Below are 23380 nucleotides of genomic sequence, written 5' to 3' on the forward strand. Positions count from 1 at the left end.
TTCGTAAAAATATTACCAGTTACAAAAAATGTATGTACACTCCGAACATGGTCACTCTTCAGGCTTCAGGCAGCGAGCGGGGCGCGTTGCGCATCGGCTCCGGCGCCGGTTTCGCCGACGACCGCATCGAGCCCGCCGTGCAGCTGGTCGAATCCGGCGACATCCAGTACCTCGTCTTCGAATGCCTGGCCGAACGCTCGGTCGCCCTGGCGGAGTTGGAGCGGCGCCGCGACCCCGCCCGCGGATACAACCCGTGGCTCCCCGACCGCATGGCGGCCGTCCTGCCGGAGTGCGCGCGCCGGGGGATCCGCGTCATCACCAACATGGGCGCGGCCAACCCGCGGGCGGCGGGCGCGCTCGTCGCCGGGCTCGCGCGGGCCAGGGCACTGCGTGGGCTGTCGGTCGCCGTGGTGACGGGCGACGACGTACTCGATCGCATCCTTGAGCGACCCGATCTCCCGCTCCTGGAGCGTGAGGGAACCGTCGGCTCCCTCGGCGACCGCGTGGTGTCGGCCCACGCCTACCTGGGGTGCGAAGGGATCACCCACGCTCTGAGCCAGGGCGCCGATGTAGTGATCACGGGCCGAGTTGCAGACCCTTCGCTATATATTGCACCCCTTGTCCATGAATTCGGCTGGGACACCAGCGACTGGAACCTGATCGCCAAGGGCGCCTGTGCGGGGCACTTGATGGAATGCGGGGCCCAGGTAACGGGCGGCTATTTCGCGGACCCGGGATACAAGGACGTTCCCGGTCTCGCCGATCTGGGCTTCCCGATCGCCGAGGTGCACGCCGACGGGACCTTCAGGATCGGCAAGGTGCCGGGGTCGGGCGGTCTGGTGACGCCCGCCACGTGCACGGAACAACTGCTCTACGAGGTGCACGATCCCTCGGCGTATCCGTCGGCGGATGTGGTGGCCGACTTCTCCGAGGTCCGGTTCGAGGAGTCCGGCCACGACACCGTGCTGGTCCGGGGAGCGCGTGGCCGGCGGCGCCCGGACAACCTGAAGGTCTCCGTCGGCTACCGCGACGGCTTCACCGGGGAGGGCCAGATCTCCTACGCGGGCCCCAACGCACTGCCCCGGGCCCGGCTGGCACTGGACGTCCTGCGAGCGCGGATCGAGAAGCAGGGCATCACCTCAGGGGCGGCGCGCTATGAACTCATCGGGGTCGACTCCGTGAGCCGCGGCCTCGGTCCCGGTTCCCACGGCGGTCCCGATCCCGATCCCGATCCCGGTCTCGGTCTCGGTCTCGGTCTCGGCACGGGTGATCCTGACCGGCTGAACGAGGTCCGTGTCCGGGTAGCCGGCCGGACCGACTCCGAGGACCGGGCCCGCCGGATCGCGCACGAGGTGAGCGCGATGTGGCTCAACGGCCCCGCCGGCGGGGGCGGTGTGGTCACCTCCGTCACCGAGCGGATCGCCATCGCGTCGGTCTTCCTGCCCCGCTCCGACGTCACACCGTCGGTCACGTTCGCGGAGGTCTAGATGCTCCTGCACGAGCTCGCCCACGCCCGGTCCGGTGACAAGGGAAACGTCTCGGACATCACCGTCATCGCCTACGAGGCACGGGACTTCGCCCTCCTGAGGGGACTCGTGACCGCCGAGAGGGTCCAGCGGCATTTCTCCGCCTTCCTCGAAGGTGGCGAAGGCGCGGTCCGGCGTTACGAGCTGCCGCACCTGGGCGCGCTGAAGTTCGTCCTCGACGGCGCGCTGGACGGCGGGGTCACCCGCAGCCTCAACCTCGACACGCACGGCAAATGCCTCGGCTCACTGCTCCTCGGCATGGACATCGGTGATGTCCATGCCCCCGAGCCGGAGCCGGAGCCGGAGCCGAGTCCGGAACCGAATCCGAATCCGGAGCCGGAGTCGTCGGGGACCAGAAGTTCGCACGGCACACGGAGGTAGCACGATGGGTTCGATCGAGCGTCCGGCAAGCCCGCGGCGGGTCCTGTTCCGGGGCGGCCTCGTCGCCGACGGCACAGGCGCGGAGCCGCGGCACGGGGACGTGGTCGTGGAGGGTTCCCGGATCGTCGACGTCGGGACCGGTCTGGACGGCGATGTGGAGGTGGACCTGGCGGGGAAGTCCCTGCTGCCGGGTCTCATCGACTGCCACGTCCACGTGATGATCGGCAGCATCGACACGGTGGACCGGCTGCAGACCCCATTCTCCTATCCGTTCTTCCAGGCCGCCCGGCATCTGCGCACCCTGCGCCGGATCGGGATCACCCACGCCAGGGACGCGGCGGGCGCCGACCTGGGCGTCAAGACGGCGCTGGAGGACGGTCTGATCGACGGGCCCCGGCTGCAGATCGCCATCTCGATGCTCAGCCAGACCGGCGGGCACTCGGACGGCTGGCTGGCTTCGGGGAACTGCGTCGAGAACAGGATCGCCCATCCAGGGCGGCCCCGTGGGGTCGTCGACGGCGTCGACGAGATGCGCAAGGCGGTCCGCGAGGTCGTCCGGGCAGGCGCCGACGTCATCAAGGTCGCCGCCTCCGGCGGAGTCATGTCGCCGCGCGACAACCCGCACCACGCGCACTTCGGTCTCGACGAACTGACCGTCGCCGTCGTGGAGGCACGCGCGGCGGGTCTGCCGGTGATGGCCCACGCCCAGGGCTCCGTCGGCATCAAGAACGCGCTGCGGGCAGGGGTGCGGTCCATCGAGCACGGCATCTTCCTCGACGACGAGGCCATCGAGCTGATGCTCGAACACGAGGCGTTCCTCGTGCCCACCCTGCTGGCCCCGAAGAGTGTGCTGGAGGCGGCCGCCAACGGCGCCCGGCTGACCGACGCCACGCTCGCGAAGGCCCGCGAGGTCGCCGACGCCCACCTCGCCTCCTTCAAGAAGGCGTGCGAGGCGGGCGTCACCATCGCCATGGGCACCGACGCGGTCGGGCTCGCTCCGGGCCGCAACCTGGAAGAGTTGGAGCTGATGGCGGCGGGCGGCCTGAGCCCCGCGAAGGTGCTGCGGGCCGGCACGCTGGACGCCGCTCGGCTGCTGGGTGTCTCGGACCGGTACGGCAGCATCGAGCCCGGCAAGCGCGCGGACCTGGTCGTCGTGTCCGGCGACGCCTCCGACTTCAGCTGCCTGGCCCACCGCATCGACGCCGTCTACATGGACGGCGCGCTGGTGGAGTCGCGGTCCGGTTGACCGGCCGCCGCCTCCTCGCACCACAGGACCGACCGGTGTTCGCGGCGGTACCGACCACTGTTCCAAGTACGAGCAGCACGAGCAGTACGACAGGAGTTCCCGCATGACCGACCAAGCCGAACACGCCGAACACGCCGGCCGAGGCGACCGAGCCGCCAATGGCGACCGCGCCGCCCACGCCCATCACGTCGTCAACTTCATCGACGGCGCCCGCAGCGACGCCGCCGGGCGGTCGCCCCTGACCGATCCGCGTACAGGACAGGTCCGCGGCACCGCCGTGGTCTCCCGGGCCGACGAGGTGAACGCCGCCTTCGACGCGGCGGCCGCGGCCTTCGCGGCCTGGAGACACAGCACGCCCGGGGAACGCCAGACGGCGCTGCTCGCCATAGCGGCCGAGATGGAGGAACGCGCGGACGAATTCGTCGCCGCCGAGTGCGGGGAGACCGGCAAGCCGACCGATCTCTTCCGGTCCGAGGAACTCCTGCCCATCATCGACCAGTTCCGGTTCTTCGCCGGCGCGGCCCGCATGCTGGAGGGGCGCGCCGCGGCGGAGTACGTGGCGGGCCACACCTCCATGGTGCGGCGTGAACCGGTCGGTGTGATCGCCGCGATAGCCCCCTGGAACTACCCGCTGATGACGGCGGTCTGGAAGCTGGCTCCGGCCGTCGCGGCGGGCAACACGGTGGTCTTCAAGCCCGACGCGGCCACCCCGTCCAGCGCGCTGCTGCTCGCCGAGATCTGCGGACGCCACCTCCCACCGGGCTGCGTGAACCTCGTCTGCGGGGACCGGGAGACGGGCAAGCTGGTGGCCCGGCATCCGCGCGCGGACATGGTCGCCCTCACCGGCTCGACCCGTGCCGGCAGCGAGGTGGCACGCGCCGCCGCCCACGACCTGCGCCGCACGCACCTCGAACTGGGCGGCAACGGGCCCGTCCTGGTCTTCGAGGACGCCGACGTGGCCCACTGCGCGCAGCTGATCGCCGAGGCCGCCTTCTACAACGCGGGCCAGGACTGCACCGCTCCGTCGCGCGTACTGGCGCACTCAGACGTCCATGACGAACTCGTACGGGCCCTGGCCGACCACGCCCGGTCGTTCGCGCTCGTGGAGCAGGGGAACACCCGGGACGGCAGGAGCCCGCTGATCAGCCGGGCCCAGCTGGAACGGGTGGCGGGGCTCGTCGAACGCCGGCGCGGCACCGCCCTGGCAGCCGCCGGCGGGAAGGTGGAGGCCGGACCTGGCTTCTTCTTCGAGCCGACCGTCATCACCGGGGTCGAGCAGGCGGACGAGATCGTCCAGGAGGAGATCTTCGGTCCCGTGCTGACCGTGCAGTCCTTCGACGACGAACGGACGGCGATCGCCCTGGCGAACGGCGTACGCCAGGGTCTCGCGTCCAGCGTGTGGACGCGAGACGTGGGCCGCGCCCTCCGTGTCACCGGCGCGCTCGACTTCGGTGTCGCCTGGGTGAACACCCACATCACGACGGCCGCCGAGATGCCGCACGGTGGCTTCAAGGAGACCGGCGACGGCAAGGACCTGTCCCTGTACGGCCTGGAGGCCTACACCCGGATCAAGCATGTGATGCTCGCATGGGCGTGAACCCCGACATCCTGGAGCTGTTCCCCGAGGGGACGACCGTCGAGGCGGACCGCGGCCTGACCGTCGGCGGCGTCGCCCTGTCCGAGGTCGCCGACCGGTTCTCGACCCCCGCGTACGTCGTCGACGAGGCGGGCCTGCGCGCACGGATCCGACGCTACCGGCAGGCGTTGAGCGCCCAGTGGCCGAACTCTCGGCTCGTGTTCGCCTCCAAGTCCTTTCCGTGCGTGGCCGCGTACCGGTTGATGGCGCAGGCGGGGGTCGGCGTGGACGTGGCCGGGCTCGGTGAGCTGGCCGCCGCGCTCCGCGGGGGCGTCGAGGGCCGCAATCTGGTCCTGCACGGCAACGCGAAGACCGGTGCCGAGATCGAGAGGGCGGTGGCCGCCGGCGTCGGCCTGGTCGTGGTGGACAACTTCGACGACATCGACCGCCTGGAACGCGCGCTGGAGCACTCGGTGGCCACCCGTCAGGACGTCCTCGTACGTGTACTGCCCGAGGTCCGTGCGGACACCTACGAGGCGGTGGCCACCGGACAGAAGGGCTCCAAGTTCGGCCTCCCCCTGGACCAGGTGCCGCGGGCGATCGAGCGCATACGTGCCAGCGCGAAACTGCGTCTGGCCGGAGTGCACACGCATGTCGGCAGTCAGATCCTCGACGTGGAGCCGTTCGCCGCCGCGGTCCGGGCCCTGGCCGGTCTCGGGGAGTTCGAGACCTACAACCTCGGTGGCGGCCTGGGCGCGCGCTACACCTACACCGACCACCCGCCCGAACCGGAGGAGTGGATCGCCGTCATCACCGACACCGCCCGGCGCTATCTGCCGGGTTCCGCGCGGCTGATGATCGAGCCGGGCCGCAGTCTGGTGGCCCGCTCCGGGGTGACCCTGTACCGGGTGGTCAGCGTCAAACGAGGTGACCGCGTCACCGTCGCCGTGGACGGCGGCATGGCGGACAACATGGAAGTCGCCCTCTACGGACAGCGGTTCGAGGCCACCCTGGTCGACCGGGTCGGCGGCGGTGAACGCGTCGACATCGTGGGGCGGCACTGCGAGTCGGGCGACCGGATCAGCTCCGGCGTCACCCTGCGCGCACCGCGGGTCGGCGATGTCGTCGCGATACCCGTGACCGGGGCGTACTGCCACACCATGGCGAACAACTACAACGGGGCGCTCAAGGCACCGGTCGTCTTCTGCGCGGACGGCGAGGCACGCGAGGTGGTCCGCCGCGAGACGCTCACCGACTTCTTCGCCCGTGACACCTCGGAGTGGATCGACGCGTAATGACGCTGACGCGCAGGTCCGGGTCGGTCCTCACAGTCCCGACGGAACGGCGACCCCCCGATGGTAAAATTCTTACGATCTCGCGATACGGAGTACGCTGGCCGCATGGTGGATACCCCGAAAGATGGCGCGACGAAGTCGACGCGCACGAAGTCGACCGGCCCCAAGCGTCCTCAACGCCGGCACCGCCCCCGCGAGGAGACCCGAGCCATGCTGCTCGACGCGGCGACGAACCTCGCCATCGAGCGCACACGCCCCGAGTCGGCGAAGCTGCACAACCCCCTCGCGGACATCCGTATCTCCGACGTCCTCGTCGAGGTGAACCGGCGCAACCCCGACGACAAGAAACTGACGACGGGCGCCTTCTACCAGATCTGGCAGGATCAGGCCGCTTTCCAGCGGGAACTGATGAGCCATGTGATGGACGAGATCGCCACGCCCGGGGCAGGGCAGATCCAGGCGCTCGCATTCGAGTTGGTCGCCGACGGAGAAGCACCCGAGGAGATCTTCCGTCAGATCAGCGAGGCCGATTTCCGCTGGACGAGCGCGTCCCCTGAACTGTTCCTGGCCCTCGGGCTGGGGGCGCTGGCCCCGGTCGACATGGTGCGGGACGCCCAGGCCGGCGCGAACGAACGCTATGTCAACGCGACGGACCACCTGCTGGGCATTCTGCTGCGGTACGCGCGCCGACGCCTGAGGGCCGACCGCACCATGGAGGACCTGATCTGGGCCATCGAGGCCCTGTCCGTGGGTTATCTGCTGCGTTCGCGCACCCATCCCGACATTCCCAAGCGGACGGACCGTGACGGGTGGACCGTCCAGGCGAGCGCGTATCTCGGCGTGGTCCACGCGTTCAGCGAGCCGATTCCCGACGACATTCCGGACGGCATTCCCGACAGCACGGAAGAACCCGAAAGGCCCCGATGAATTCGGTGAGATCGCTGCCGGAACAGACAGACACCGTCGTGATCGGCGGTGGCACGGCCGGCTGCGTCATCGCGGCACGGCTCGCCGCGGCCGGACGGACGGTGCTCGTCCTGGAAGCCGGCCCCGACTACGGCCCGCTCGCGGACGGCGACTGGCCCGCGGAGCTGCTGGACGCGGCCGAACTGCCCACGACGCACGACTGGGGATACGAGGGCACGGGGGCGGCCGGACAGCCACTGGCGTACGACCGCGCACGGGTCATCGGCGGGTGTTCCGCACACAACGGATGCAGCCAGAGCGTCGGTTGGGCCGGTGACTACGACGCCTGGGCCGCCGCCGGCTGTCCGGGCTGGGGCGCCGCCGACCTCGCTCCCCTGTTCACGGCCGCCGCCGAGCAGCTGCGGTTCCGCCGCTACACCCAGGAGGAGATCCAGCCGTTCCAGCGCGAGTTCATCCGCGCCTGCCGGCAGTCGGGCATACCGGCCCTGGACGACCTCGACGATCTCGGAGCGTCGCAGAGCGTGGGCTGCGCGCCCGTGAACGTCCGCGATCTGACCAGGATCAACACCGCGTTCGGCTACCTGGACGCGCAGCGTGCCCGGCCGAACCTCACCGTCGCGGCCGACGCGCTGGTCGACCGGATCCATTTCCGCGAAGGCGCCGTCGAGGCCGTCACCGTCACCCGGCACGGCCTGACCTCCAGGGTGGGCGCCCGGGACGTGGTCCTTGCGGCGGGAGCGTACGGAAGTCCGGAGGTCCTGCTGCGCTCGGGCATCGGACCCGCGGCCCATCTGGAGGACCTGGGCATCGCGCTGGTCAGCGACCGCCCCGGCGTCGGCGCCAACCTGCACGACCATCCCGCGGTCCTGCTGGAGTTCGCCGGCACCGCCGAACTGCAGCGGGATCTGGCCGAGTTCTCCGGGGGCGACTGGCTGCCGCAGGAGCAGAGCGTCGTCAAACTCCGCTCCCCCGTCTCCGACGGACCGTACGACCTGCACGTGTATCCGTGGGTGGAGCCCGATCCGGCGCAGGAGTACGGCTGGCGGTGCATCCTGCCCGTCAGCCAGCTCCGTCCGCGTTCGCGCGGGACGGTGAGGCTCGCGTCACGGGCGCTCGGCGTACGGGCGATCGTCGATCCCCGCTTCTTCAGCGACGCGGCAGGCGCCGACCTCGAAAGCGTCCGCCACGGCCTGCGCTGGACGGCCGAGAACGTGCTGCCCCGCATGGACCGCCACCTCGGCACTCCCCTGCACAAGCCGGTCCCGCCGGACGACGAGGGCATGGACGACTGGATCAGGCGTCACCACTCCCACTACTGGCACCCCGCCGGTACGTGTGCCATGGGCGACCCCGCCGATCCGACGACGGTCGTCGACCATCAGGGCAGGGTCGTCGGAGTCACCGGGCTGCGGATCGCCGACGCATCGGTGTTCCCCGACATCCCGCGGGCCACCCCGGCCCTCCCGACCGTGGTGGTCGCGGAACGGATCGCCGCCTTCATGACCGCGACGACGACGTGACCCGCCGACCGACTAGACGACTGGTCTAATCATGCGCTACGGTTACCGACATGCCAGCCACCGCACGCACCACCGACACCCGTCGGAACATCCTCGACGCCGCCCAGCGGATCATGGCCCACAAGGGCTACTCCGCGGTCGGCATCAACGAGGTGCTCGCGGAGGCAGGCGTACCGAAGGGATCCTTCTACCACTACTTCACCTCGAAGGACGCCTTCGGGGAGGCGCTGCTACGGCGCTACTTCGAGGAGTACGTCGCCGACATGGACCGCGTCTTCGCGCGGCCCGAGCAGTCGGCGGCCGAGCGGCTCACGGCCTACTGGCAGCAGTGGCGGGAGACGCAGAGCCTCGACGACTGCCAGGGCAAGTGCCTCGCGGTCAAGCTCGGCGCCGAGGTGTCCGACCTGTCGGAGCCGATGCGACTGGCCCTGAAGGAAGGCACGGACGCGATCGTCGACCGCCTGGAGCGGACGATCACCGACGGCCTGACGGACGGGTCGGTCACCCTCGACGGCGACCCCCGCAGCACGGCACAGGTCCTGTACGACATGTGGCTCGGCGCCAGCGTCATGGCGAAGATCCACCGCAGTCCCGCGCCACTGGACACCACGACTGCGATGACTCACCGGCTGTTGCATCTGTAGGCCCGGCCGCCCCGACCACCGCCATCTTTTTTGCACACTGCTAGACGACCGGTCTACTTAGACCCGGTTCACTCAGGCACCCGACCAAGGAGCAGGCAGACATGAAGGTTCTTGTCGTACTCACCTCGCACGACGAACTCGGCGACACCGGCCGCAAGACCGGATTCTGGCTGGAGGAGCTGGCCGCGCCCTACTACCGCTTCCAGGAGGCCGGCTGGGAGATCGTGCTCGCCTCCCCCGAGGGCGGCCGTCCGCCGCTGGACCCGAAGAGCAACGAGCCCGACTTCCAGACCGACCTGACACGCCGGTTCGAGTCCGATGCGGAGGCGACCGCGGCACTGGCCGACACCGTGCGCCTGGACTCGGTCTCGGCCGAGGACTTCGACACGGTCTTCTACCCCGGCGGCCACGGCCCGCTCTGGGACCTGGCCGAGGACACGCACTCCACGCGGCTGATCGAGACGACCCTGCGCGCGGGCAAGCCCCTCGCGGTGGTCTGCCACGCCCCGGGCGTCCTGCGCCACGCGGTCAACGAGGACGGTACGCCGCTGGTCCGGGGCAGGAAGGTCACCGGGTTCGCCAACTCCGAGGAGGAGGGCGTCGGCCTCACCGAGATCGTCCCCTTCCTGGTGGAGGACGAGCTGAAGCGCCTGGGCGGGATCTACTCCAAGGGCGACGACTGGGGGCCGTACGTGGTGACGGACGGCCTGCTGATCACCGGGCAGAACCCGGCCTCCTCCGGCCCGGCGGCCGACGCACTCGTGGAGCTGGTGAACAAGGCCGCCGCGTAGGCACCTGCCGAGGTCGGACTCGACCGACCCCGTCCTCCAACGCCCCCGCACAGGGGCGTTGGAGGACGCTGCCGTGCCCGCCCCGTGCCGCGCGAAGTCACCGCGCCAGCAAGCGAATTGACGGTCCTCGACGAAAACGCGGTGCGAAGGGTGTTGACGGTGTTGTTCGCACGCCTATCATCCGTGCTTGTCGAAGTGCCGACCATCGTTCGATATGACGAACATCAGTGCGCAGTGTGCGCGGGTGAGCCGCCCGCCAGTCCACCCGCCCGCCGTCCATCCGGAAAAGGTGCACGATGTCCTCTTCGCTCAGCAGACGACGCCTCCTGCAGGCGGCCGGAGCCACGGTCGCCGCCTCCGCGGGCGGTACTCTCGTCGGCGCCTCCACGGCACACGCGGCCGTTCCTCCCGCCCGTGCCGACATCGGGGTCTCCGCGTACTCCTTCGGTTTCGGTCAGGTGCGGCTGACCGCGAGCCGGTGGCTGGACAACCAGAACCGCACGGCCGCCTATCTGCGGTTCGTGGACGTGGACCGGCTGCTGTACGTCTTCCGCGCCAACCACAAGCTCTCCACGGCAGGCGCCGCCGCGAACGGCGGCTGGGACGCGCCCGACTTCCCCTTCCGCAGCCATGTCCAGGGGCACTTCCTCACCGCCTGGGCGCAGTTGTACGCCGTCACCGGGGACACGGTCGCCCGGGACAAGGCGGTCCGTACGGTGGCGGAGCTGGCCAAGTGCCAGGCCAACAACAGCGCCGCCGGATTCAGTACCGGATACCTCTGCGGCTATCCCGAGTCGGACTTCTCCGCCCTCGAACAGGGCACCCTGAGCAACGGCAACGTGCCGTACTACACGATCCACAAGACGCTCGCCGGGCTGCTGGACGTGTGGCGTCTGCTCGGCAGCACCCAGGCCCGGGACGTCCTGCTCGCCCTGGCGGGCTGGGTCGACACCCGTACCGGCCGGCTCACCGGCCAGCAGATGCAGACGATGCTGGGTGTGGAGTTCGGCGGCATGAACGACGTGCTGTGCGACCTCTACCAGCAGACGGGCGACGCACGGTGGCTGACCGTCGCCCAACGCTTCGACCACGCGGCGGTGTTCACCCCGCTGGCCGCGAACTCGGACCAGCTCAACGGACTGCACGCCAACACCCAGGTCCCCAAGTGGATCGGTGCCCTGCGCGAGTACAAGGCCACCGGCACCACCCGCTACCGGGACATCGCCACCAACGCGTGGAACATGACCGTCGGTTCGCACACCTACGCCATCGGCGGCAACAGCCAGGCGGAGCACTTCCGCGCGCCGAACGCGATCGCCTCGTACCTGAGACAGGACACCTGCGAGAGCTGCAACACGTACAACATGCTCAAGCTCACCCGGGACCTGTTCGCCGTGACGCCGAACCGGGCCGAGCTGTTCGACTTCTACGAGCAGGCCTGGCTGAACCACATGATCGGCCAGCAGAACCCGGCGGACGCCCACGGCCACGTCACCTACTTCACCCCGCTCAGTCCGGGCGGCCGGCGCGGGGTGGGTCCGGCCTGGGGCGGCGGCACCTGGAGCACCGACTACAACAGTTTCTGGTGCTGTCAGGGCACCGGCGTGGAGACGCACACCCGGCTGATGGACTCCGTCTACTTCCACGACGGCGGCTCGACGCTCACCGTGAACCTGTTCGTGCCGTCGGTGCTCACCTGGTCGCAGCGCGGGATCACCGTCACCCAGACCACCTCGTTCCCGACGAGTGACACCACCACGCTGAAGGTCACCGGCAGTGTCGCCGGAACGTGGGCCATGCGCATCCGCATCCCCGGCTGGACAACCGCGGCCACGATCAGCGTCAACGGCGTGGCGCAGGACATCACCGCCACCCCCGGCACCTACGCCACCCTGACCAGGGCCTGGACCTCCGGCGACACCGTCACCGTACGGCTGCCGATGCGGGTCGTCGTACGGCCCACCCCCGACAGCGCGGGCACCGCCGCGGTCACCTACGGACCGGTCGTGCTGGCGGGCGACTACGGCGACAGCACACCGAGTGGGCTGCCGCTGCTGGACACCGGCACCATCACGCGCAGCGGCACGAGTTCACTCGCCTTCACCGCGACCGCCAACGGCTCGACGGTGGACCTGGGGCCCTTCCACGACGCGCACGGCTTCAACTACACCGTCTACTGGAACACCAGCGGCGTCGCCCCCACGTACGTACGTCTCGCCAATGTCGCCAGCAGTCTGGTCCTCGGCATCCAGGACATGTCCACCGCCGACGGAGGTCTCGCCCTCCAGTGGACCGACAGCGGCACCGCCGACCACGACTGGGAGCTGATCGAGGACGGGGCGGCGGTCCGGATCCGTAACGTCAACAGCGGCAAGGTCCTCGGGGTGCGGGACATGTCCACCGCGGACAACGCGAGCGTCCTCCAGTGGGCGGACAACGGCACCGCGGACCACCTGTGGACGCTGCTCGACCAGGGCGACGGCACCTACAAGATCCGTAACGGCAACAGCGGCAAACTGCTCGGCATCGCGGGCAACTCGACCGCCGTGGGGGCCTTCGCGGTGCAGTCGCCCGACGACGGGTCCGCCGACAACCGGTGGCGCGTCGTGCGGATCTGACACGGGCCCGGACAGGCCGGAGCCGGTGCGGGCCCGTCAGGTGGCCCGCACCGGCTCCGGTGGATCGGGACGCGTCAGCGCTTGATCTCCTTGATCTTCAGCATGCGCGTGATGACCTTGTCGAGCTCGTCGTCCTCGAAGACCTTCTTCCAGTCGTCGCGCACGATGGACTCACGGCCGTAGTCCATGGCGATCAGGCAGGCGTCCGAGAACGGGTTGGAACCCTTGAGGGTGTTCGCGAGGGCGACCTGGGTGTGGCCCAGGAGCATCGCGCGGGCCGCCTTCTCCGGGACACCGACGGTGTGGACCGTCTCGTGCAGCGCCTCGGTGAGCAGGGCGCCGACCATGCAGGCGATCGTCTCGACGAGGGTCGGCTCCAGGACGGCGAGCTGCTTGACGGTGACCCAGTGGACGTCGACCACGGGCGCGTACATCACGCGGATGACGGAGTCGGCCAGTTCCTGCTTGGCCTCGTCGCCGCCCTCGTACGCGGCCACGACCTCCTGCGGGGCGGCGATGCCACCGAAGGTGTCCTGCCACTCCTCCTTGGTGGTGCGCTCCAGGAACACCGACGGGTGGCAGGGGTGGGCACAGGCGTAGTGGATGTCCTCGCGGTTGAACAGCAGTCCGGCGTAGGCGGCGGCCGGGTCGAGGGTGAGCACGACCGTGTCCGGCTTCATCAGCGGGACGAGTTCCTCGGAGACCTTGCCGAGGACGACGTCCGGGACGGCGAGGATGACCACGTCGGCCTCGGCGACGGCGTCGGCGGACTCGGTCAGTTCGCGGCCCAGCTCGCGGATCAGCTCCTGGCCCTTGGGCGAGGCCTCGCTGAAGAGCACCCGGAAGTCGCTCTCGACCAGGTTGTTGGAGACGCGCTGGCCCATCTTGCCGGCGGCCCCGATGACGGCGACGGTCTTGACGTCTGCCTGGGTCTGGATCTCGGTGGCCATTACTTGCTCCTCAGAAGGGTGTTGATGCTGTGCTGTGTCCACTGGTCTTCGAGCCGGGCGGTGGCGTCGAAGCCCTCGTCCTGCCACGGGAGCCAGTGCTCCACGATCTGGTTGATGCCGTCCGCGTCCGGCCGGGCGGCCCGGACGGCGGCGATCATCGCGTCGTAGTCCAGAAGGCCTTCGCCGAGGGGGCAGCCGGCGTAGGTGAAGCCGACCCAGCCGTCCCTCCGGGTGAAGGCGAAGTCCTTGACGTGGATGTTGACCACGTGCGGCGCGGTGGCGGTCACGACGTCCACCGGGCGTTCCAGGCGGGCGACGCTGTTGCCCGGGTCGAGGACGACTCCGAGCCGCTCGCTGTCGACCCCGCGTACGACAGCCAGCAGGTCGTCGGTCGACACCTGCTCGTAGGTCTCCAGGCCGAGGGTGACACCGGCGTCCTCGTAGGGGGGCACCACCTCCTTGAGGAGGGAGACCGCCTCGGTGGTGTCCGGCCGGTGGTCCGCCGTGTTGAGCATGGAGCGGACCAGGGTGACGTCCAACTGCCGTGCCATGTCGAGGTACTTGAGCAGGTGGGCGGGGCGGACGCCGCGGGTGCCGAGTTCCAGGCGCAGGCCGAGGTCGTCAGCCGTGGCGCGCACGTCGGCCAGCTGCGCGGAGTCGTACGACTCGATGGGTGCGTAGTCGCAGATCTGGAAGACCTGGCCGCCCAGTTCGGCGGTGTCGCGCAGCATCTCGGCGAGTGTCATCGGCCGGGGTGCCCGGGACGAGAAGCGCCAGAAGTACGCGTACGTGCTGATGCCGTAGGCCATCACGCCACCGCCGTGTCAGCCGGGGCTTCGAACTCGTCGTCGGCCGGGGCGCGGATCTCGTCGAGGATCGCTCGGACGTTGTCCGGGTCGTGGGCGAAGCGGCCGAGGAAGAGGCCGTCCGCCGCTCCCCCGAGACGGGTGAGCAGGCCGGGGCCCGCGCTGCCGCCGTAGATGACCTGTGAACCGGCGTGCTGGGGGCGGGTGTTCAGCCACTCCCGCAGGGCCGTGCACACGGTGGCGATGTGTTCGGCCGAGGCCGGTTCCGGTGCGCCGATGGCCCACTGGGGCTCGTACGCGAGGACGACCGTGCCGTCCAGGCCGTGGAGGAGGCGGGCGGCCTCGGCGACCGTGCGTTCGGCAGCTTCCTGGGGTGTCCCCCGGTCGCGTTCGCCGATGCACAGGACAGGGGTGAGGCCGTTGCGCAGGGCGGCGGCCGTCTTGGCGGCGACCACCGTGTCGCCCTCGCCGTACAGGCGGCGGCGTTCGGCGTGGCCGACCTCGGCGTAGCGGCAGCCGATCTCCTTGAGGAGGGGGCCGCCGACCTCGCCGGTGTACGGTCCTGTGTCCTCGGTGGCGAGGTCCTGGGCGCCGAGCGCGATGCCGTAGGGCGCGAGGATTCCGGCGGCCGGGATCAGGGTCGGGAAGGCCGGCAGGACGAAGAGGCGGGCCTCGCCGGAGGTCACGGCGGGGTGCTCGTCGGCCAGAGCGGCTATCTTCCGGGCCCAGTTGAGCGTCTGGTGGTGGCCGAAGTACATCTTCAGGCTCACCCCCAGCAGGAGGGGCGGCCGGGTGGGGGCGGGCATCAGGCGGCCGCTCCGGCGTCGGCGTCCTCGGAGGCGTCCTCGTAGTCGCTCATGAGCTGGACCTTCGCCGCGGACGCGGAGGTCTCGTCGAAGCGGTAGGTGAGCCATTCGGCGGCGAGGCGGCGGGCGAGTTCGAGGCCGACGACACGCTGGCCGAAGGTCAGGATCTGCGCGTTGTTGGACAGGACGGCCCGCTCGACGGAGAAGGAGTCGTGGGCGGTGACGGCGCGGATGCCCTTGACCTTGTTGGCCGCGATGGCGACGCCGAGTCCGGTGCCGCACACCAGGAGGGCGCGGTCGGCCTCGCCGCGGGCGACCATCTCGGCGGCGGCGATGGCGACCTCGGGGTAGGCGGTGTGGCCGTCGGCGTCGACGCCGACATCGGTGACCTCGGCGACCAGCGAACTGCCCAGCAGGTCCTGCTTGAGGGCTTCCTTGTACTGGTGGCCTGCGTCGTCGGATCCGACGACGATACGGAGCTTGTCGGTCATGGCGGCTTTTCCTCAGTGCTGGTCGAGCGGGTGGTCGGGCAGGACGCCGTGTACGGCGCGGGTGATGAGGGCGAGCGAGTGGGCGCCCGCGTCGGGGGTGCCCAGGGACTTCTCGGCGTGCGGCCGGGCGCGGCCCTTGCGGGGCAGCAGGTCGGCGGTGGCGGCGGCGGCCTTCTCGGCGGTGACGGCGGCGCGCTGCCAGGACTCGGTGAGCGGCAGGCCTTCGCCCGCGGCTTCGGCGAGGGTGTCGGCGAAGGGCACGAGGACGTCGACCATCGTCTTGTCGCCGACCTCCGCGCCGCCCAGTCGGCGTACGGCGTCGGAGGCGTCGGAGACTCCCCGGGCGACCGTGGTCGCGGTCGGGGCGTCCTGGTCGCCGAGGCGCGTACCGAGGGAGCGCAGGATGGTGCCCCACAGGGCGCCGGAGGTGCCGCCGGCCTTGTCGGCCCAGGCGTCTCCGGCGTGGACGAGGACGGTTCCGGCGCCGGCGCCCAGGTCGTGGGCGCGAACCGCCGCCTCCAGAGCGGCCGTTGTGCCGCGCTGCATACCGATGCCGTGGTCGCCGTCGCCGGCCACCGCGTCGATGCGGCCGAGTTCGTCGGCGTGCGAGTCGACGGTGTCGGCGAGGGCGTTCAGGGCCGCCAGGACATGGGTGGCCGAGCCGCGGGACTCCTCGGTGGCGTCCGGGACGCGGGTGTCGTCGATCTCCTCGACGTACCGTGCCGCCTCGGCCGCCGGCTCCTGTGCGAGGGGGGAGCCCTTGCGGTAGGCCGGGGTGTCGGCCGGAGCGCGCCACAGCTGCTCAAGCCGGTCGTCGAGCCAGGTCAGGGTGAGGGACACGCCGGCCATGTCGAAGCTGGTGACGAGTTCGCCGACCTCCGGGTCGACGATGTCGACGCCCGCGTCGCCGAGCAGGGCGGCGACCTTGCGGTAGACGACGAACAGTTCCTCGTACTTGACCGAGCCCAGGCCGTTGAGTATCACGGCGGCGCGCTGTCCGGCGGGCGTGTCGACGCCCTCGGGGAGTTCCCTGAGGAGGGCGGCGACCATGAGCCGTGCCGCCTCGTCGGCGGTCGGCAGGGACTCCTCGCCGATGCCGGGCTCCCCGTGGATGCCGAGGCCGACGGCCATCCGGGCTTCGGGGACGGTGAACAGGGGGTGGTCGGCGCCGGGCAGGGTGCAGCCGGAGAACGCGATGCCGAAGGAGCGGGTGCGGGCGTTGGCGTGTTCGGCCACGCGCAGCACCTCGTCCAGCGGCAGGCCCTCCTCGGCCGCGGCGGCCGCCGCCTTGAAGACGGGCAGGTCGCCCGCGATGCCGCGGCGCTTGGCGGACTCCTCCGGCGCGGCGGAGGAGATGTCGTCGGTGACGGCGAAGGTACGGGCCTCGATGCCGTCGCCGGCCAGGCGTTCGGCGGCCTGTCCGAAGTGGAGGACGTCGCCCGCGTAGTTGCCGTACATGAGCAGGACGCCCGCGCCGCCGTCGGCGGAGCGTGCCACGGAGCGGATCTGCTGTGCGGAGGGCGAGGCGAAGACGTTGCCCACGGCGGCGCCGTGCGCGAGGCCCCGGCCGACCAGTCCGGAGAAGGCCGGGTAGTGGCCCGATCCGCCGCCGACGACGACGGCGACCTGCCCGGCGGGGGTTCCGGCGGCGCGGACGACTCCCCCGGTGACGGGGCGCACCCAGCCGCGGTGGGCGGCGGCGAAGCCTTCGAGGGCCTCGTCGGCGAAGGCCGCGGGGTCGTTGAAGAGCCGGGTCATCGGAGGGCCTCCATGGGCTTGTTCTCTGCTGCGGTGGCCGGTTCCGCGGTGCCGCCCCGGGCGGAGAGCCAGATCATCAGGACCGCGGACAGGAGCATGAAGAAGCCGACCAGGTAGAGCGGTACGTAGTAGTCGCCGGTCCAGTCCTTGAGCCAGCCGGTGATGTAGCTGGACGCGAATCCGGCGACGTTGCCCGCGGTGTTGATCAGGGCGATACCGGCGGCGGCCGCGGCTCCGGTCAGGAAGCGGGAGGGTACGGACCAGAAGACGGGCAGGGCCGCGAAGATGGAACACGCGGTCACGGTGATCACCGCGACCGTGGCCGTCGGGGAGCCCATGTAGAGGGCGAGCGGGATGGTGACACCGCCGACGACGGCGGGTCCGGCCACATGCCAGACGCGGGTGCCGTGCTTGGTGGCGTGCCGCGTCCAGAAGAAGAGGACGACCGCGGCGGGCAGGTACGGGATCGCGGTGATCCAGGCCTTGTCCATCACGCTGAACGTGGTGTCGTACTGCTCCTGGAAGCCGTCGATGATCGTCGGCAGGAAGAAGGCGAGGGCGTAGAGGCCGTAGACGAAGCCGAAGTAGACCATCGCCAGTACCCAGACACGGCCGTTGGTGAAGGCCTTCTTGAGGTCTCCCTTGGCGTGCTTGTCCTCGTGGCCCGTCTTCTGCGCGTTCTCCGCGGCGAGCTCGTCGGTCAGCCAGTCGCGCTCGGCGGGCGTGAGCCACTTCGCGTCGGCGGGCTTGTCGATGAGGTAGAACCACGCGATGACGCCCAGGAGGATGGCCGGCACCGACACGAACAGGAACATCACGCGCCAGCCTTCAAGGCCGAACAGACCGTGGTGGCCGATGAGCCAGCCCGCCAGCGGGGCGCCGAGGACCGTGGTCAGCGGCTGTGCCAGGTAGAAGAGCCCGAGGATCTTGGTGCGGTGCCGTGAGGGCACCCACTGGCTGAGGAAGAGGATCGCTCCGGGGAAGAAGCCGGCTTCCGCCACACCGAGCAGGAACCGCAGGGTGTAGAGCTGGCCCGTGCTGTCCACCCAGGTGAACAGGAGGGAGACGATGCCCCAGGTCACCATGATCCGGGCCAGCCAGCGGCGGGCACCGAAGCGGTGCAGGGCCATGTTGCTGGGGACCTCAAGCACGATGTAACCGAGGAAGAAGATCCCGGACGCGAAGCCGAACTGGGCGGCGGTGAGCGCCAGGTCCTGGCCCATGCCGTTCGGCTCGGCGAATGAAACGGCTGTGCGGTCCAGGTAGTTCACGAAGAACATCAGTGCCACGAACGGCACGAGGCGGACTGAGACCTTCTTGATGGCAGTTCTTTCGACTGCCGCGGATGGCGCGTCGGCAACCATGGCGACTCCTCGGCTCGCCCGGACAGCTCCGTCCGGGGTGGGTCAGGCCGGACGGCTCGCCACAGGGGCGGTCGACCGGAACAGTTTCACGCTATGCCGACTCCTCAAATTGGTCACCAATTTACCAATGTGAGGACGGTCTCATATTCGACCCTCTCGCAACTCTTGACAAACCCGACCTTCGGCGCGGCCGGATCGCTGAAGAACCGGCAGGTCAGCCCTCTGTGGGACGGATCTGGTTGACTGGTGACCGTGACCAGTCAGCCCGACGACCAGACCTCCGGGGCCGCCCCCGACCTCGCCCAACTCCTGCGCCCCGTGGTGCGCGAGTCCTCCGTCAGCGAGGTCGCCAAGCGGCTCCTCGACCACCTGTCGGCGGGCGACATAAAGCCCGGTACGCGCCTGCCCGCCGAGCGTCAGCTCGCCGAGGCGCTCGGCGTCGCCCGCTCCAGCGTCCGCGGCGCGCTGTCCACGCTGGACGTGCTCGGCATCATCGAGATCCGGCCCGGCTCGGGCTCGTACGTGCGCGAGGGGACGTCGGAGTTCCTGCCGCGGGCGATCAACTGGGGGCTGATGCTGGGGCAGCGGCGTACGCAGGATCTGGTGGAGGTGCGTACGTACCTGGAGGCGGTGTCGGCGCGGCTGGCCGCGGAGCGGGCCACGGACGAGGACCTGGCGCGTCTGGAGGAGCATCTGCAGCACATGCGGGAGGCCGGGGGTGACGCCAAGGCCTTCATCGACGCCGACATCGACTTCCACCTGGAGCTGGCCCGTATCGCGCGCAACAGTGTGCTGAGCGACATCCTGCACAGCATCCGGGCGCTGCTCCAGGTGTGGATGGAACGGGTCAGTGACATCGAGGGCACGGTCAGTGGGACGTTGTGCGAGCATGACGCGGTGCTGGCCGCCTTGCGGGCGCGGGATCCTGAGGCGGCGGATCGGGCGATGGCCGAGCATATGGTGATGGCCAGCCGGCGGCTCCGCGAGTCCGTGGACGCGGAGGCCCCGTAACCGGCTCAGCCCCGATCGCAGCCGCGGCAAAGGACTGCGCCGTTCCCCGCGCCCCTATGAGGCGCGTCCCCGGGTGCGGCGACGCCGTGGCCGACGCACAAGATTGCGCAGTTCCCCGCGCCCCTCGAAGGGCGCGTCCCCGGGTGCGGCAACATCGTGGCCGACCTACACGATTGCGCAGTTCCCCGCGCCCCCTGAAGAGCGCGCCCCCTGCCTTTAGGGGCGCGAGGAACTGCGCGGCCAGCCGTCGTCGGTCCGCAGGCGGAAACCCCCGGTCACGGGAGAAGCCGGCGTTCCTTCGCCACAGCCACCGCACCCGCCCGCGTATCGACGCCGAGCTTGTCGTAGATGCGCCCCAGGTGCGTCTTCACCGTCGCCTCGCTGATGAACAGCGCACGCGCGATGTCCCGGTTGCCGAGCCCCTGGGCGAGCTGCCCGAGGATGTCCCGCTCGCGATTCGTCAGCACGGCCCGCGGCGCCCGCAGGTTCGCCATGACCCGGCTGGCCACGGGCGGCGACAGCGCCGTACGCCCCTGCGCCGCCGCCCGGATCGCCGCGAACAACTCCTCCGGCCGCTCGGCCTTCAGCAGATACCCGGTCGCTCCGGCCTCGATCGCCCGGGTGATGTCCGCGTCGGTGTCGTACGTGGTCAGGACCAGGACGTGCGGGGCGGCGGGCCCGCCGGTCAGCCGGCGGGTCGTCTCCACCCCGTCCATGCCCTCGCCGAGCTGGAGATCCATCAGCACCACGTCGGGAACGAGCCGCGCGGCCAGGGCGAGCGCCTCCTCGCCGGTGCCCGCCTGGCCCACCACCTCGATGTCGGGTTCGCTGTCGAGCAGGGCGAGCAGCCCGGCGCGTACGACGGCGTGGTCGTCGCAGACCAGGAGGCGTACGGGCAGGTCGGTCATCGCGGCGGCTCCTCGGTGTGCGGGGCGACCGGGACGGTTGCGGTCAGTACGGCGCCCTCCCCCGGCGTGGACTCGATGGTCAGCGTGCCACCGAGCTGCCGTACCCGTGCCCGCATCGCCCGGATCCCGTGTCCGCGCTCGCCGGACGGCGCATCGGTGACGGCGGCGGGATCGAACCCGCGCCCGTTGTCGGCGACGTCCAGGACCACCTGGTCGTCGAGCCGGGTGAGCGTGAGCGCGGTGGCCCTGGCGCCCGAGTGCTCCCGGACATTGGCCAGCGCGCCCTGCGCGATCCGCAGGAGCGCGGACTGCGCGCGGTCGGGCAGAGGCACCGTACGTCCGCCACCACTGCCACCGCCGTCACCGTCACCGTCGTCGTCGATGTGCACGCGGACGCTCAGCCCCGCGCCGGACTCGCGCGCCGCGAGCGCGCGCAGCGCGGCTTCGAGGCCGCCGCCCCTGGCGAGATCGGCGGGCGCCAGGTCGTGCACGAAACGGCGCGCCTCGGCGAGGTTGTGCTCGGTGACGGTCGTGGCGGTACGGACGTGCTCGCGGGCCTTGGTCAGGTCGGTGTCCCAGGTCCGCAGAGCGGCCTGGAGCAGCATCTGCTGGCTGGACAGCCCCTGGGCGAGGGTGTCGTGGATCTCCATGGACAGCCGCTGGCGCTCGGCGAGGACACCCTCGCGGCGCTCGGTGGCCGCCAGCTCCCGGCGGGTGCCGATCAGGTCGTCGATGAGGGCGCGCTGTCGGGCCGCCTGCCGCCGCATGTGCACGAAGACCGCGGTGGCGAGGGTGGCGACGGCCACGGGCCCGACGACCAGGTCGAGGCTGAACCGCGGCGCCAGCGCGAGCTGCGCGGAGACGACGAGGAGCGTGAGGAACGCGACGAGGAGGTACGCGGCGACGGGCGGCAGGGCGCGTAGCGCGGCGTAGAACAGCGGCACCGCCACCCACGCGAGACTCGGCGCGCCGACGACGAGCACCGCCCAGGTGGCCACGACCGCCCCCAGCCGGATCAGCCGTGGAGCAGGTGGCCATGCGCCGGGGCCGCTCGACAGAGGTGTCCCGTCGGTCAGGACGCTGTCGAGCGCGTAGAGGACCGCCAGTACGACGGCCAGAGCGATCACCCAGGGAGCGCGCGGATCGTCGGCGTGGCGCTGGACGTAACGGGTCAGGGAGGTGGCCAGCAGCACGAAGAAGACGCCGTGCATGACCAGTGCCAGCCTGCGCTCGTCCGGATCGCCGGCGGGAACCGCGTCACCAGGGCGCGGCCCCGGGGGCGAACCGCTCTGATCGGACCGCACGTGAGCCTCCTGAACCGCTCTTGAACTGCTCCTGAACTGGGTAAACACCTCCATTCTCGCCCAACAGGACGGCCCGGGGGTCAACCGATCGGTTGACCCCCGTGTCGGCCGTTCCGCGCGCCGCGTGCAGCCGATGCACCGACCGTTGGGCGACCTTCCCGGACCCACGATGGATGAGGGAGAAGGGCGGCCCGCACAGCAGGGGCCCGCGACCTCCACCCCTCCACATCCATCCGCACACCTTGAGGAACGGGCAGCCATGAAGCACGTCAAGAAGGTCTCCCGCCGTACCCGCGTCGTCACCGGTGGCGCCCTCGTCGCCGCCGTCACCCTCGGCGGCTTCGGCGCCTACTCGGCCAGCGCCACTTCGCCGGAGCCCGCCGCGCAGGCAGCGGTGAAGGCCGACGCCTCGAACAAGAACCTGACGCAGTCCACCCGCCTCACGGTCGACGCCGCGAGCCGGGCCGCGCAGGCGGCGCTCGACGCGGCGCGCAAGGACAACCAGCGCGTCTCCGTCGCCGTCGTCGACCGCGACGGCAACACCGTGGTGACCCTGCACGGCGACGGCGCAGGACCGCAGTCGTACGAATCCGCCGTGAAGAAGGCGTACACGGCGGTGTCGTGGAACGCGCCCACCTCCGAGCTGGCCAAGCGCCTGGAGCAGGCCCCGAACCTGAAGGACATCCCGGGCACCCTGTTCCTCGCGGGCGGTGCGCCGGTCAGCGTGAAGGGTGCGCCGATCGCGGGCGTCGGCGTGGCGGGCGCGCCGTCCGGCGACCTCGACGAGAAGTACGCCCGGGCGGGAGTCACGGCGCTGGACAAGTAGGTTCCCGGCCGGCAGTGGCTTCCCCACTGCCGGACGTGGCTTCCCCGCTGCCGGCAGGCTCCCGGCTGCCTCAAATCCGTTCGTCCGCCCGGTCGTCGACCGGCTACCGTGCTCGCGTGATGACCGCTGACGACGTACTGTCCGTGCTCGCCGTGCTGCGTGAGGAAGCCGTCGACGTCTGGGTGGGCGGAGGGTGGGGCATCGACGCTCTCGTCCGGGAGCAGACTCGTGAGCACCGTGACCTGGACCTGATGCACCGCACGGACCAGGAGGAGACCGTCGTGGCGGCCCTCGCGAAGGCAGGATTCGCCGAGACGGTGGACTGGCGTCCCGTGCGGTTCGTGGTCACGGACCCGCGCGGTCGCGAGATCGACCTGCACCCGCTGGCCTTCGCGCCGGACGGGTCCGCGGTGCAGGCCTCCCTGGACCCGCACCGCCCGTTCGTCTATCCCGCCGAGTGTTTCGTCAGCGGCACGATCCGGGAGACCGCCGTCCCGTGTCTGTCGGCCGAGCAGCAGGTCTACTTCCACCAGGGGTACGAGCCTGCCGACCACGACCGTCACGACATGGCTCAGCTACGGCGGGTCTTCGGCGTCGCCACCCACTTCTGACCCGCTGCCTCGTACCGGTGG

21 protein-coding genes are annotated in these 23380 nt (G+C 70.6%); 13 read left to right on the forward strand and 8 right to left on the reverse strand.

The window, feature by feature from the left end; all coding sequences use genetic code 11:
* Window positions 1-47: 47 nt before the first annotated feature.
* From J8N05_RS23365 to J8N05_RS23410, 10 genes are all read left to right on the forward strand, one after another.
* Window positions 48-1487: an acyclic terpene utilization AtuA family protein gene (locus tag J8N05_RS23365; protein ID WP_210885564.1), complete on the forward strand. Its 1440-nt coding sequence runs from the start codon at window positions 48-50 to the stop codon at window positions 1485-1487.
* Window positions 1488-1907: an AtuA-related protein gene (locus tag J8N05_RS23370; protein WP_210885566.1), complete on the forward strand. Its 420-nt coding sequence runs from the start codon at window positions 1488-1490 to the stop codon at window positions 1905-1907.
* A 4-nt stretch (window positions 1908-1911) separates the two neighbouring features.
* Window positions 1912-3153, forward strand: coding sequence for a metal-dependent hydrolase family protein (locus tag J8N05_RS23375; protein ID WP_210885570.1), 1242 nt, complete (start codon window positions 1912-1914; stop codon window positions 3151-3153).
* A gap of 103 nt (window positions 3154-3256) precedes the next feature.
* On the forward strand, window positions 3257-4750 hold the full coding sequence (locus tag J8N05_RS23380; RefSeq protein WP_210885573.1) for an aldehyde dehydrogenase family protein: 1494 nt from the start codon (window positions 3257-3259) through the stop codon (window positions 4748-4750).
* Window positions 4741-6024 carry a diaminopimelate decarboxylase gene (gene lysA, locus J8N05_RS23385; RefSeq protein WP_247706424.1) on the forward strand — a complete coding sequence of 428 codons (1284 nt, stop codon included), beginning with the start codon at window positions 4741-4743 and terminating at the stop codon, window positions 6022-6024. The genes J8N05_RS23380 and lysA overlap by 10 nt, the downstream gene beginning before the upstream one ends.
* 105 nt (window positions 6025-6129) lie before the next feature.
* A complete protein-coding gene (locus J8N05_RS23390; protein WP_210885575.1) occupies window positions 6130-6951 on the forward strand; it encodes a hypothetical protein in 822 nt (273 codons plus the stop codon).
* A 5-nt stretch (window positions 6952-6956) separates the two neighbouring features.
* Window positions 6957-8471: a GMC family oxidoreductase gene (locus J8N05_RS23395; protein ID WP_247706425.1), complete on the forward strand. Its 1515-nt coding sequence runs from the start codon at window positions 6957-6959 to the stop codon at window positions 8469-8471.
* 50 nt (window positions 8472-8521) lie between these two features.
* Window positions 8522-9115 (forward strand): TetR/AcrR family transcriptional regulator, encoded by a 594-nt coding sequence (locus J8N05_RS23400; protein WP_210885582.1) that lies wholly within the window; start codon window positions 8522-8524, stop codon window positions 9113-9115.
* 101 nt (window positions 9116-9216) lie between these two features.
* Window positions 9217-9906, forward strand: a complete 690-nt coding sequence (locus J8N05_RS23405; RefSeq protein WP_210885585.1) for a type 1 glutamine amidotransferase domain-containing protein — start codon at window positions 9217-9219, stop codon at window positions 9904-9906.
* Window positions 9907-10202: 296 nt separating this feature from the next.
* Entirely contained in the window at window positions 10203-12524 is a 2322-nt protein-coding gene (locus J8N05_RS23410; RefSeq protein ID WP_210885587.1) for a beta-L-arabinofuranosidase domain-containing protein, read from the forward strand.
* 74 nt (window positions 12525-12598) lie between these two features.
* Here J8N05_RS23410 and J8N05_RS23415 read toward each other — a convergent pair whose 3' ends face one another.
* From J8N05_RS23415 to J8N05_RS23440, 6 genes are read right to left on the reverse strand one after another with little or no spacing between them, the layout of a single operon-like run.
* On the reverse strand, window positions 12599-13474 hold the full coding sequence (locus tag J8N05_RS23415; RefSeq protein WP_210885591.1) for a phosphogluconate dehydrogenase C-terminal domain-containing protein: 876 nt from the start codon (window positions 13472-13474) through the stop codon (window positions 12599-12601).
* Complete coding sequence (locus tag J8N05_RS23420) at window positions 13474-14283, reverse strand: sugar phosphate isomerase/epimerase family protein (protein WP_210885595.1); 810 nt, start codon at window positions 14281-14283, stop codon at window positions 13474-13476. The genes J8N05_RS23415 and J8N05_RS23420 overlap by 1 nt, the downstream gene beginning before the upstream one ends.
* Window positions 14283-15086 carry a triose-phosphate isomerase family protein gene (locus tag J8N05_RS23425; RefSeq protein WP_210885596.1) on the reverse strand — a complete coding sequence of 268 codons (804 nt, stop codon included), beginning with the start codon at window positions 15084-15086 and terminating at the stop codon, window positions 14283-14285. The genes J8N05_RS23420 and J8N05_RS23425 overlap by 1 nt, the downstream gene beginning before the upstream one ends.
* Window positions 15086-15577 (reverse strand): ribose-5-phosphate isomerase, encoded by a 492-nt coding sequence (locus tag J8N05_RS23430; protein WP_210885598.1) that lies wholly within the window; start codon window positions 15575-15577, stop codon window positions 15086-15088. Before J8N05_RS23430 ends, J8N05_RS23425 begins: the two co-directional genes overlap by 1 nt.
* A 12-nt stretch (window positions 15578-15589) precedes the next feature.
* A complete protein-coding gene (locus tag J8N05_RS23435; RefSeq protein WP_210885599.1) occupies window positions 15590-17335 on the reverse strand; it encodes a dihydroxyacetone kinase family protein in 1746 nt (581 codons plus the stop codon).
* Complete coding sequence (locus tag J8N05_RS23440) at window positions 17332-18699, reverse strand: MFS transporter (RefSeq protein ID WP_210885601.1); 1368 nt, start codon at window positions 18697-18699, stop codon at window positions 17332-17334. Before J8N05_RS23440 ends, J8N05_RS23435 begins: the two co-directional genes overlap by 4 nt.
* A 246-nt stretch (window positions 18700-18945) precedes the next feature.
* Between J8N05_RS23440 and J8N05_RS23445 the strand changes: the two genes are divergently transcribed.
* A complete protein-coding gene (locus J8N05_RS23445; protein ID WP_210885603.1) occupies window positions 18946-19710 on the forward strand; it encodes a FadR/GntR family transcriptional regulator in 765 nt (254 codons plus the stop codon).
* A 275-nt stretch (window positions 19711-19985) separates the two neighbouring features.
* Here J8N05_RS23445 and J8N05_RS23450 read toward each other — a convergent pair whose 3' ends face one another.
* Together J8N05_RS23450 and J8N05_RS23455 are read right to left on the reverse strand one after the other, a co-directional pair.
* Window positions 19986-20618, reverse strand: a complete 633-nt coding sequence (locus tag J8N05_RS23450) for a response regulator (protein ID WP_210885606.1) — start codon at window positions 20616-20618, stop codon at window positions 19986-19988.
* A complete protein-coding gene (locus tag J8N05_RS23455) occupies window positions 20615-21829 on the reverse strand; it encodes a sensor histidine kinase (RefSeq protein ID WP_247706750.1) in 1215 nt (404 codons plus the stop codon). The genes J8N05_RS23450 and J8N05_RS23455 overlap by 4 nt, the downstream gene beginning before the upstream one ends.
* A gap of 352 nt (window positions 21830-22181) precedes the next feature.
* Between J8N05_RS23455 and J8N05_RS23460 the strand changes: the two genes are divergently transcribed.
* Entirely contained in the window at window positions 22182-22748 is a 567-nt protein-coding gene (locus tag J8N05_RS23460; protein WP_210885613.1) for a GlcG/HbpS family heme-binding protein, read from the forward strand.
* Between the two features lie 119 nt (window positions 22749-22867).
* Window positions 22868-23359 carry a nucleotidyltransferase domain-containing protein gene (locus J8N05_RS23465; RefSeq protein WP_210890329.1) on the forward strand — a complete coding sequence of 164 codons (492 nt, stop codon included), beginning with the start codon at window positions 22868-22870 and terminating at the stop codon, window positions 23357-23359.
* The last annotated feature ends 21 nt before the right edge of the window (window positions 23360-23380 follow it).

This window comes from Streptomyces liliiviolaceus (genome assembly GCF_018070025.1).
GTDB lineage: Bacteria > Actinomycetota > Actinomycetes > Streptomycetales > Streptomycetaceae > Streptomyces > Streptomyces liliiviolaceus.

Bases quoted from the DNA above. Each gene is read 5' to 3' on its own strand.
- J8N05_RS23430 (WP_210885598.1), bottom strand. From the start codon at position 15,577: ATGACCGACAAGCTCCGTATCGTCGTCGGATCCGACGACGCAGGCCAC.
- J8N05_RS23415 (WP_210885591.1), bottom strand. From the start codon at position 13,474: ATGGCCACCGAGATCCAGACCCAGGCAGACGTCAAGACCGTCGCCGTC.
- J8N05_RS23390 (WP_210885575.1), top strand. From the start codon at position 6,130: ATGGTGGATACCCCGAAAGATGGCGCGACGAAGTCGACGCGCACGAAG.
- J8N05_RS23420 (WP_210885595.1), bottom strand. From the start codon at position 14,283: ATGGCCTACGGCATCAGCACGTACGCGTACTTCTGGCGCTTCTCGTCC.
- J8N05_RS23375 (WP_210885570.1), top strand. From the start codon at position 1,912: ATGGGTTCGATCGAGCGTCCGGCAAGCCCGCGGCGGGTCCTGTTCCGG.
- J8N05_RS23405 (WP_210885585.1), top strand. From the start codon at position 9,217: ATGAAGGTTCTTGTCGTACTCACCTCGCACGACGAACTCGGCGACACC.
- J8N05_RS23435 (WP_210885599.1), bottom strand. From the start codon at position 17,335: ATGACCCGGCTCTTCAACGACCCCGCGGCCTTCGCCGACGAGGCCCTC.
- lysA (WP_247706424.1), top strand. From the start codon at position 4,741: ATGGGCGTGAACCCCGACATCCTGGAGCTGTTCCCCGAGGGGACGACC.
- J8N05_RS23380 (WP_210885573.1), top strand. From the start codon at position 3,257: ATGACCGACCAAGCCGAACACGCCGAACACGCCGGCCGAGGCGACCGA.
- J8N05_RS23465 (WP_210890329.1), top strand. From the start codon at position 22,868: ATGACCGCTGACGACGTACTGTCCGTGCTCGCCGTGCTGCGTGAGGAA.
- J8N05_RS23370 (WP_210885566.1), top strand. From the start codon at position 1,488: ATGCTCCTGCACGAGCTCGCCCACGCCCGGTCCGGTGACAAGGGAAAC.
- J8N05_RS23400 (WP_210885582.1), top strand. From the start codon at position 8,522: ATGCCAGCCACCGCACGCACCACCGACACCCGTCGGAACATCCTCGAC.
- J8N05_RS23455 (WP_247706750.1), bottom strand. From the start codon at position 21,829: ATGCACGGCGTCTTCTTCGTGCTGCTGGCCACCTCCCTGACCCGTTAC.
- J8N05_RS23365 (WP_210885564.1), top strand. From the start codon at position 48: ATGGTCACTCTTCAGGCTTCAGGCAGCGAGCGGGGCGCGTTGCGCATC.
- J8N05_RS23460 (WP_210885613.1), top strand. From the start codon at position 22,182: ATGAAGCACGTCAAGAAGGTCTCCCGCCGTACCCGCGTCGTCACCGGT.
- J8N05_RS23450 (WP_210885606.1), bottom strand. From the start codon at position 20,618: ATGACCGACCTGCCCGTACGCCTCCTGGTCTGCGACGACCACGCCGTC.
- J8N05_RS23425 (WP_210885596.1), bottom strand. From the start codon at position 15,086: ATGCCCGCCCCCACCCGGCCGCCCCTCCTGCTGGGGGTGAGCCTGAAG.
- J8N05_RS23440 (WP_210885601.1), bottom strand. From the start codon at position 18,699: ATGGTTGCCGACGCGCCATCCGCGGCAGTCGAAAGAACTGCCATCAAG.
- J8N05_RS23410 (WP_210885587.1), top strand. From the start codon at position 10,203: ATGTCCTCTTCGCTCAGCAGACGACGCCTCCTGCAGGCGGCCGGAGCC.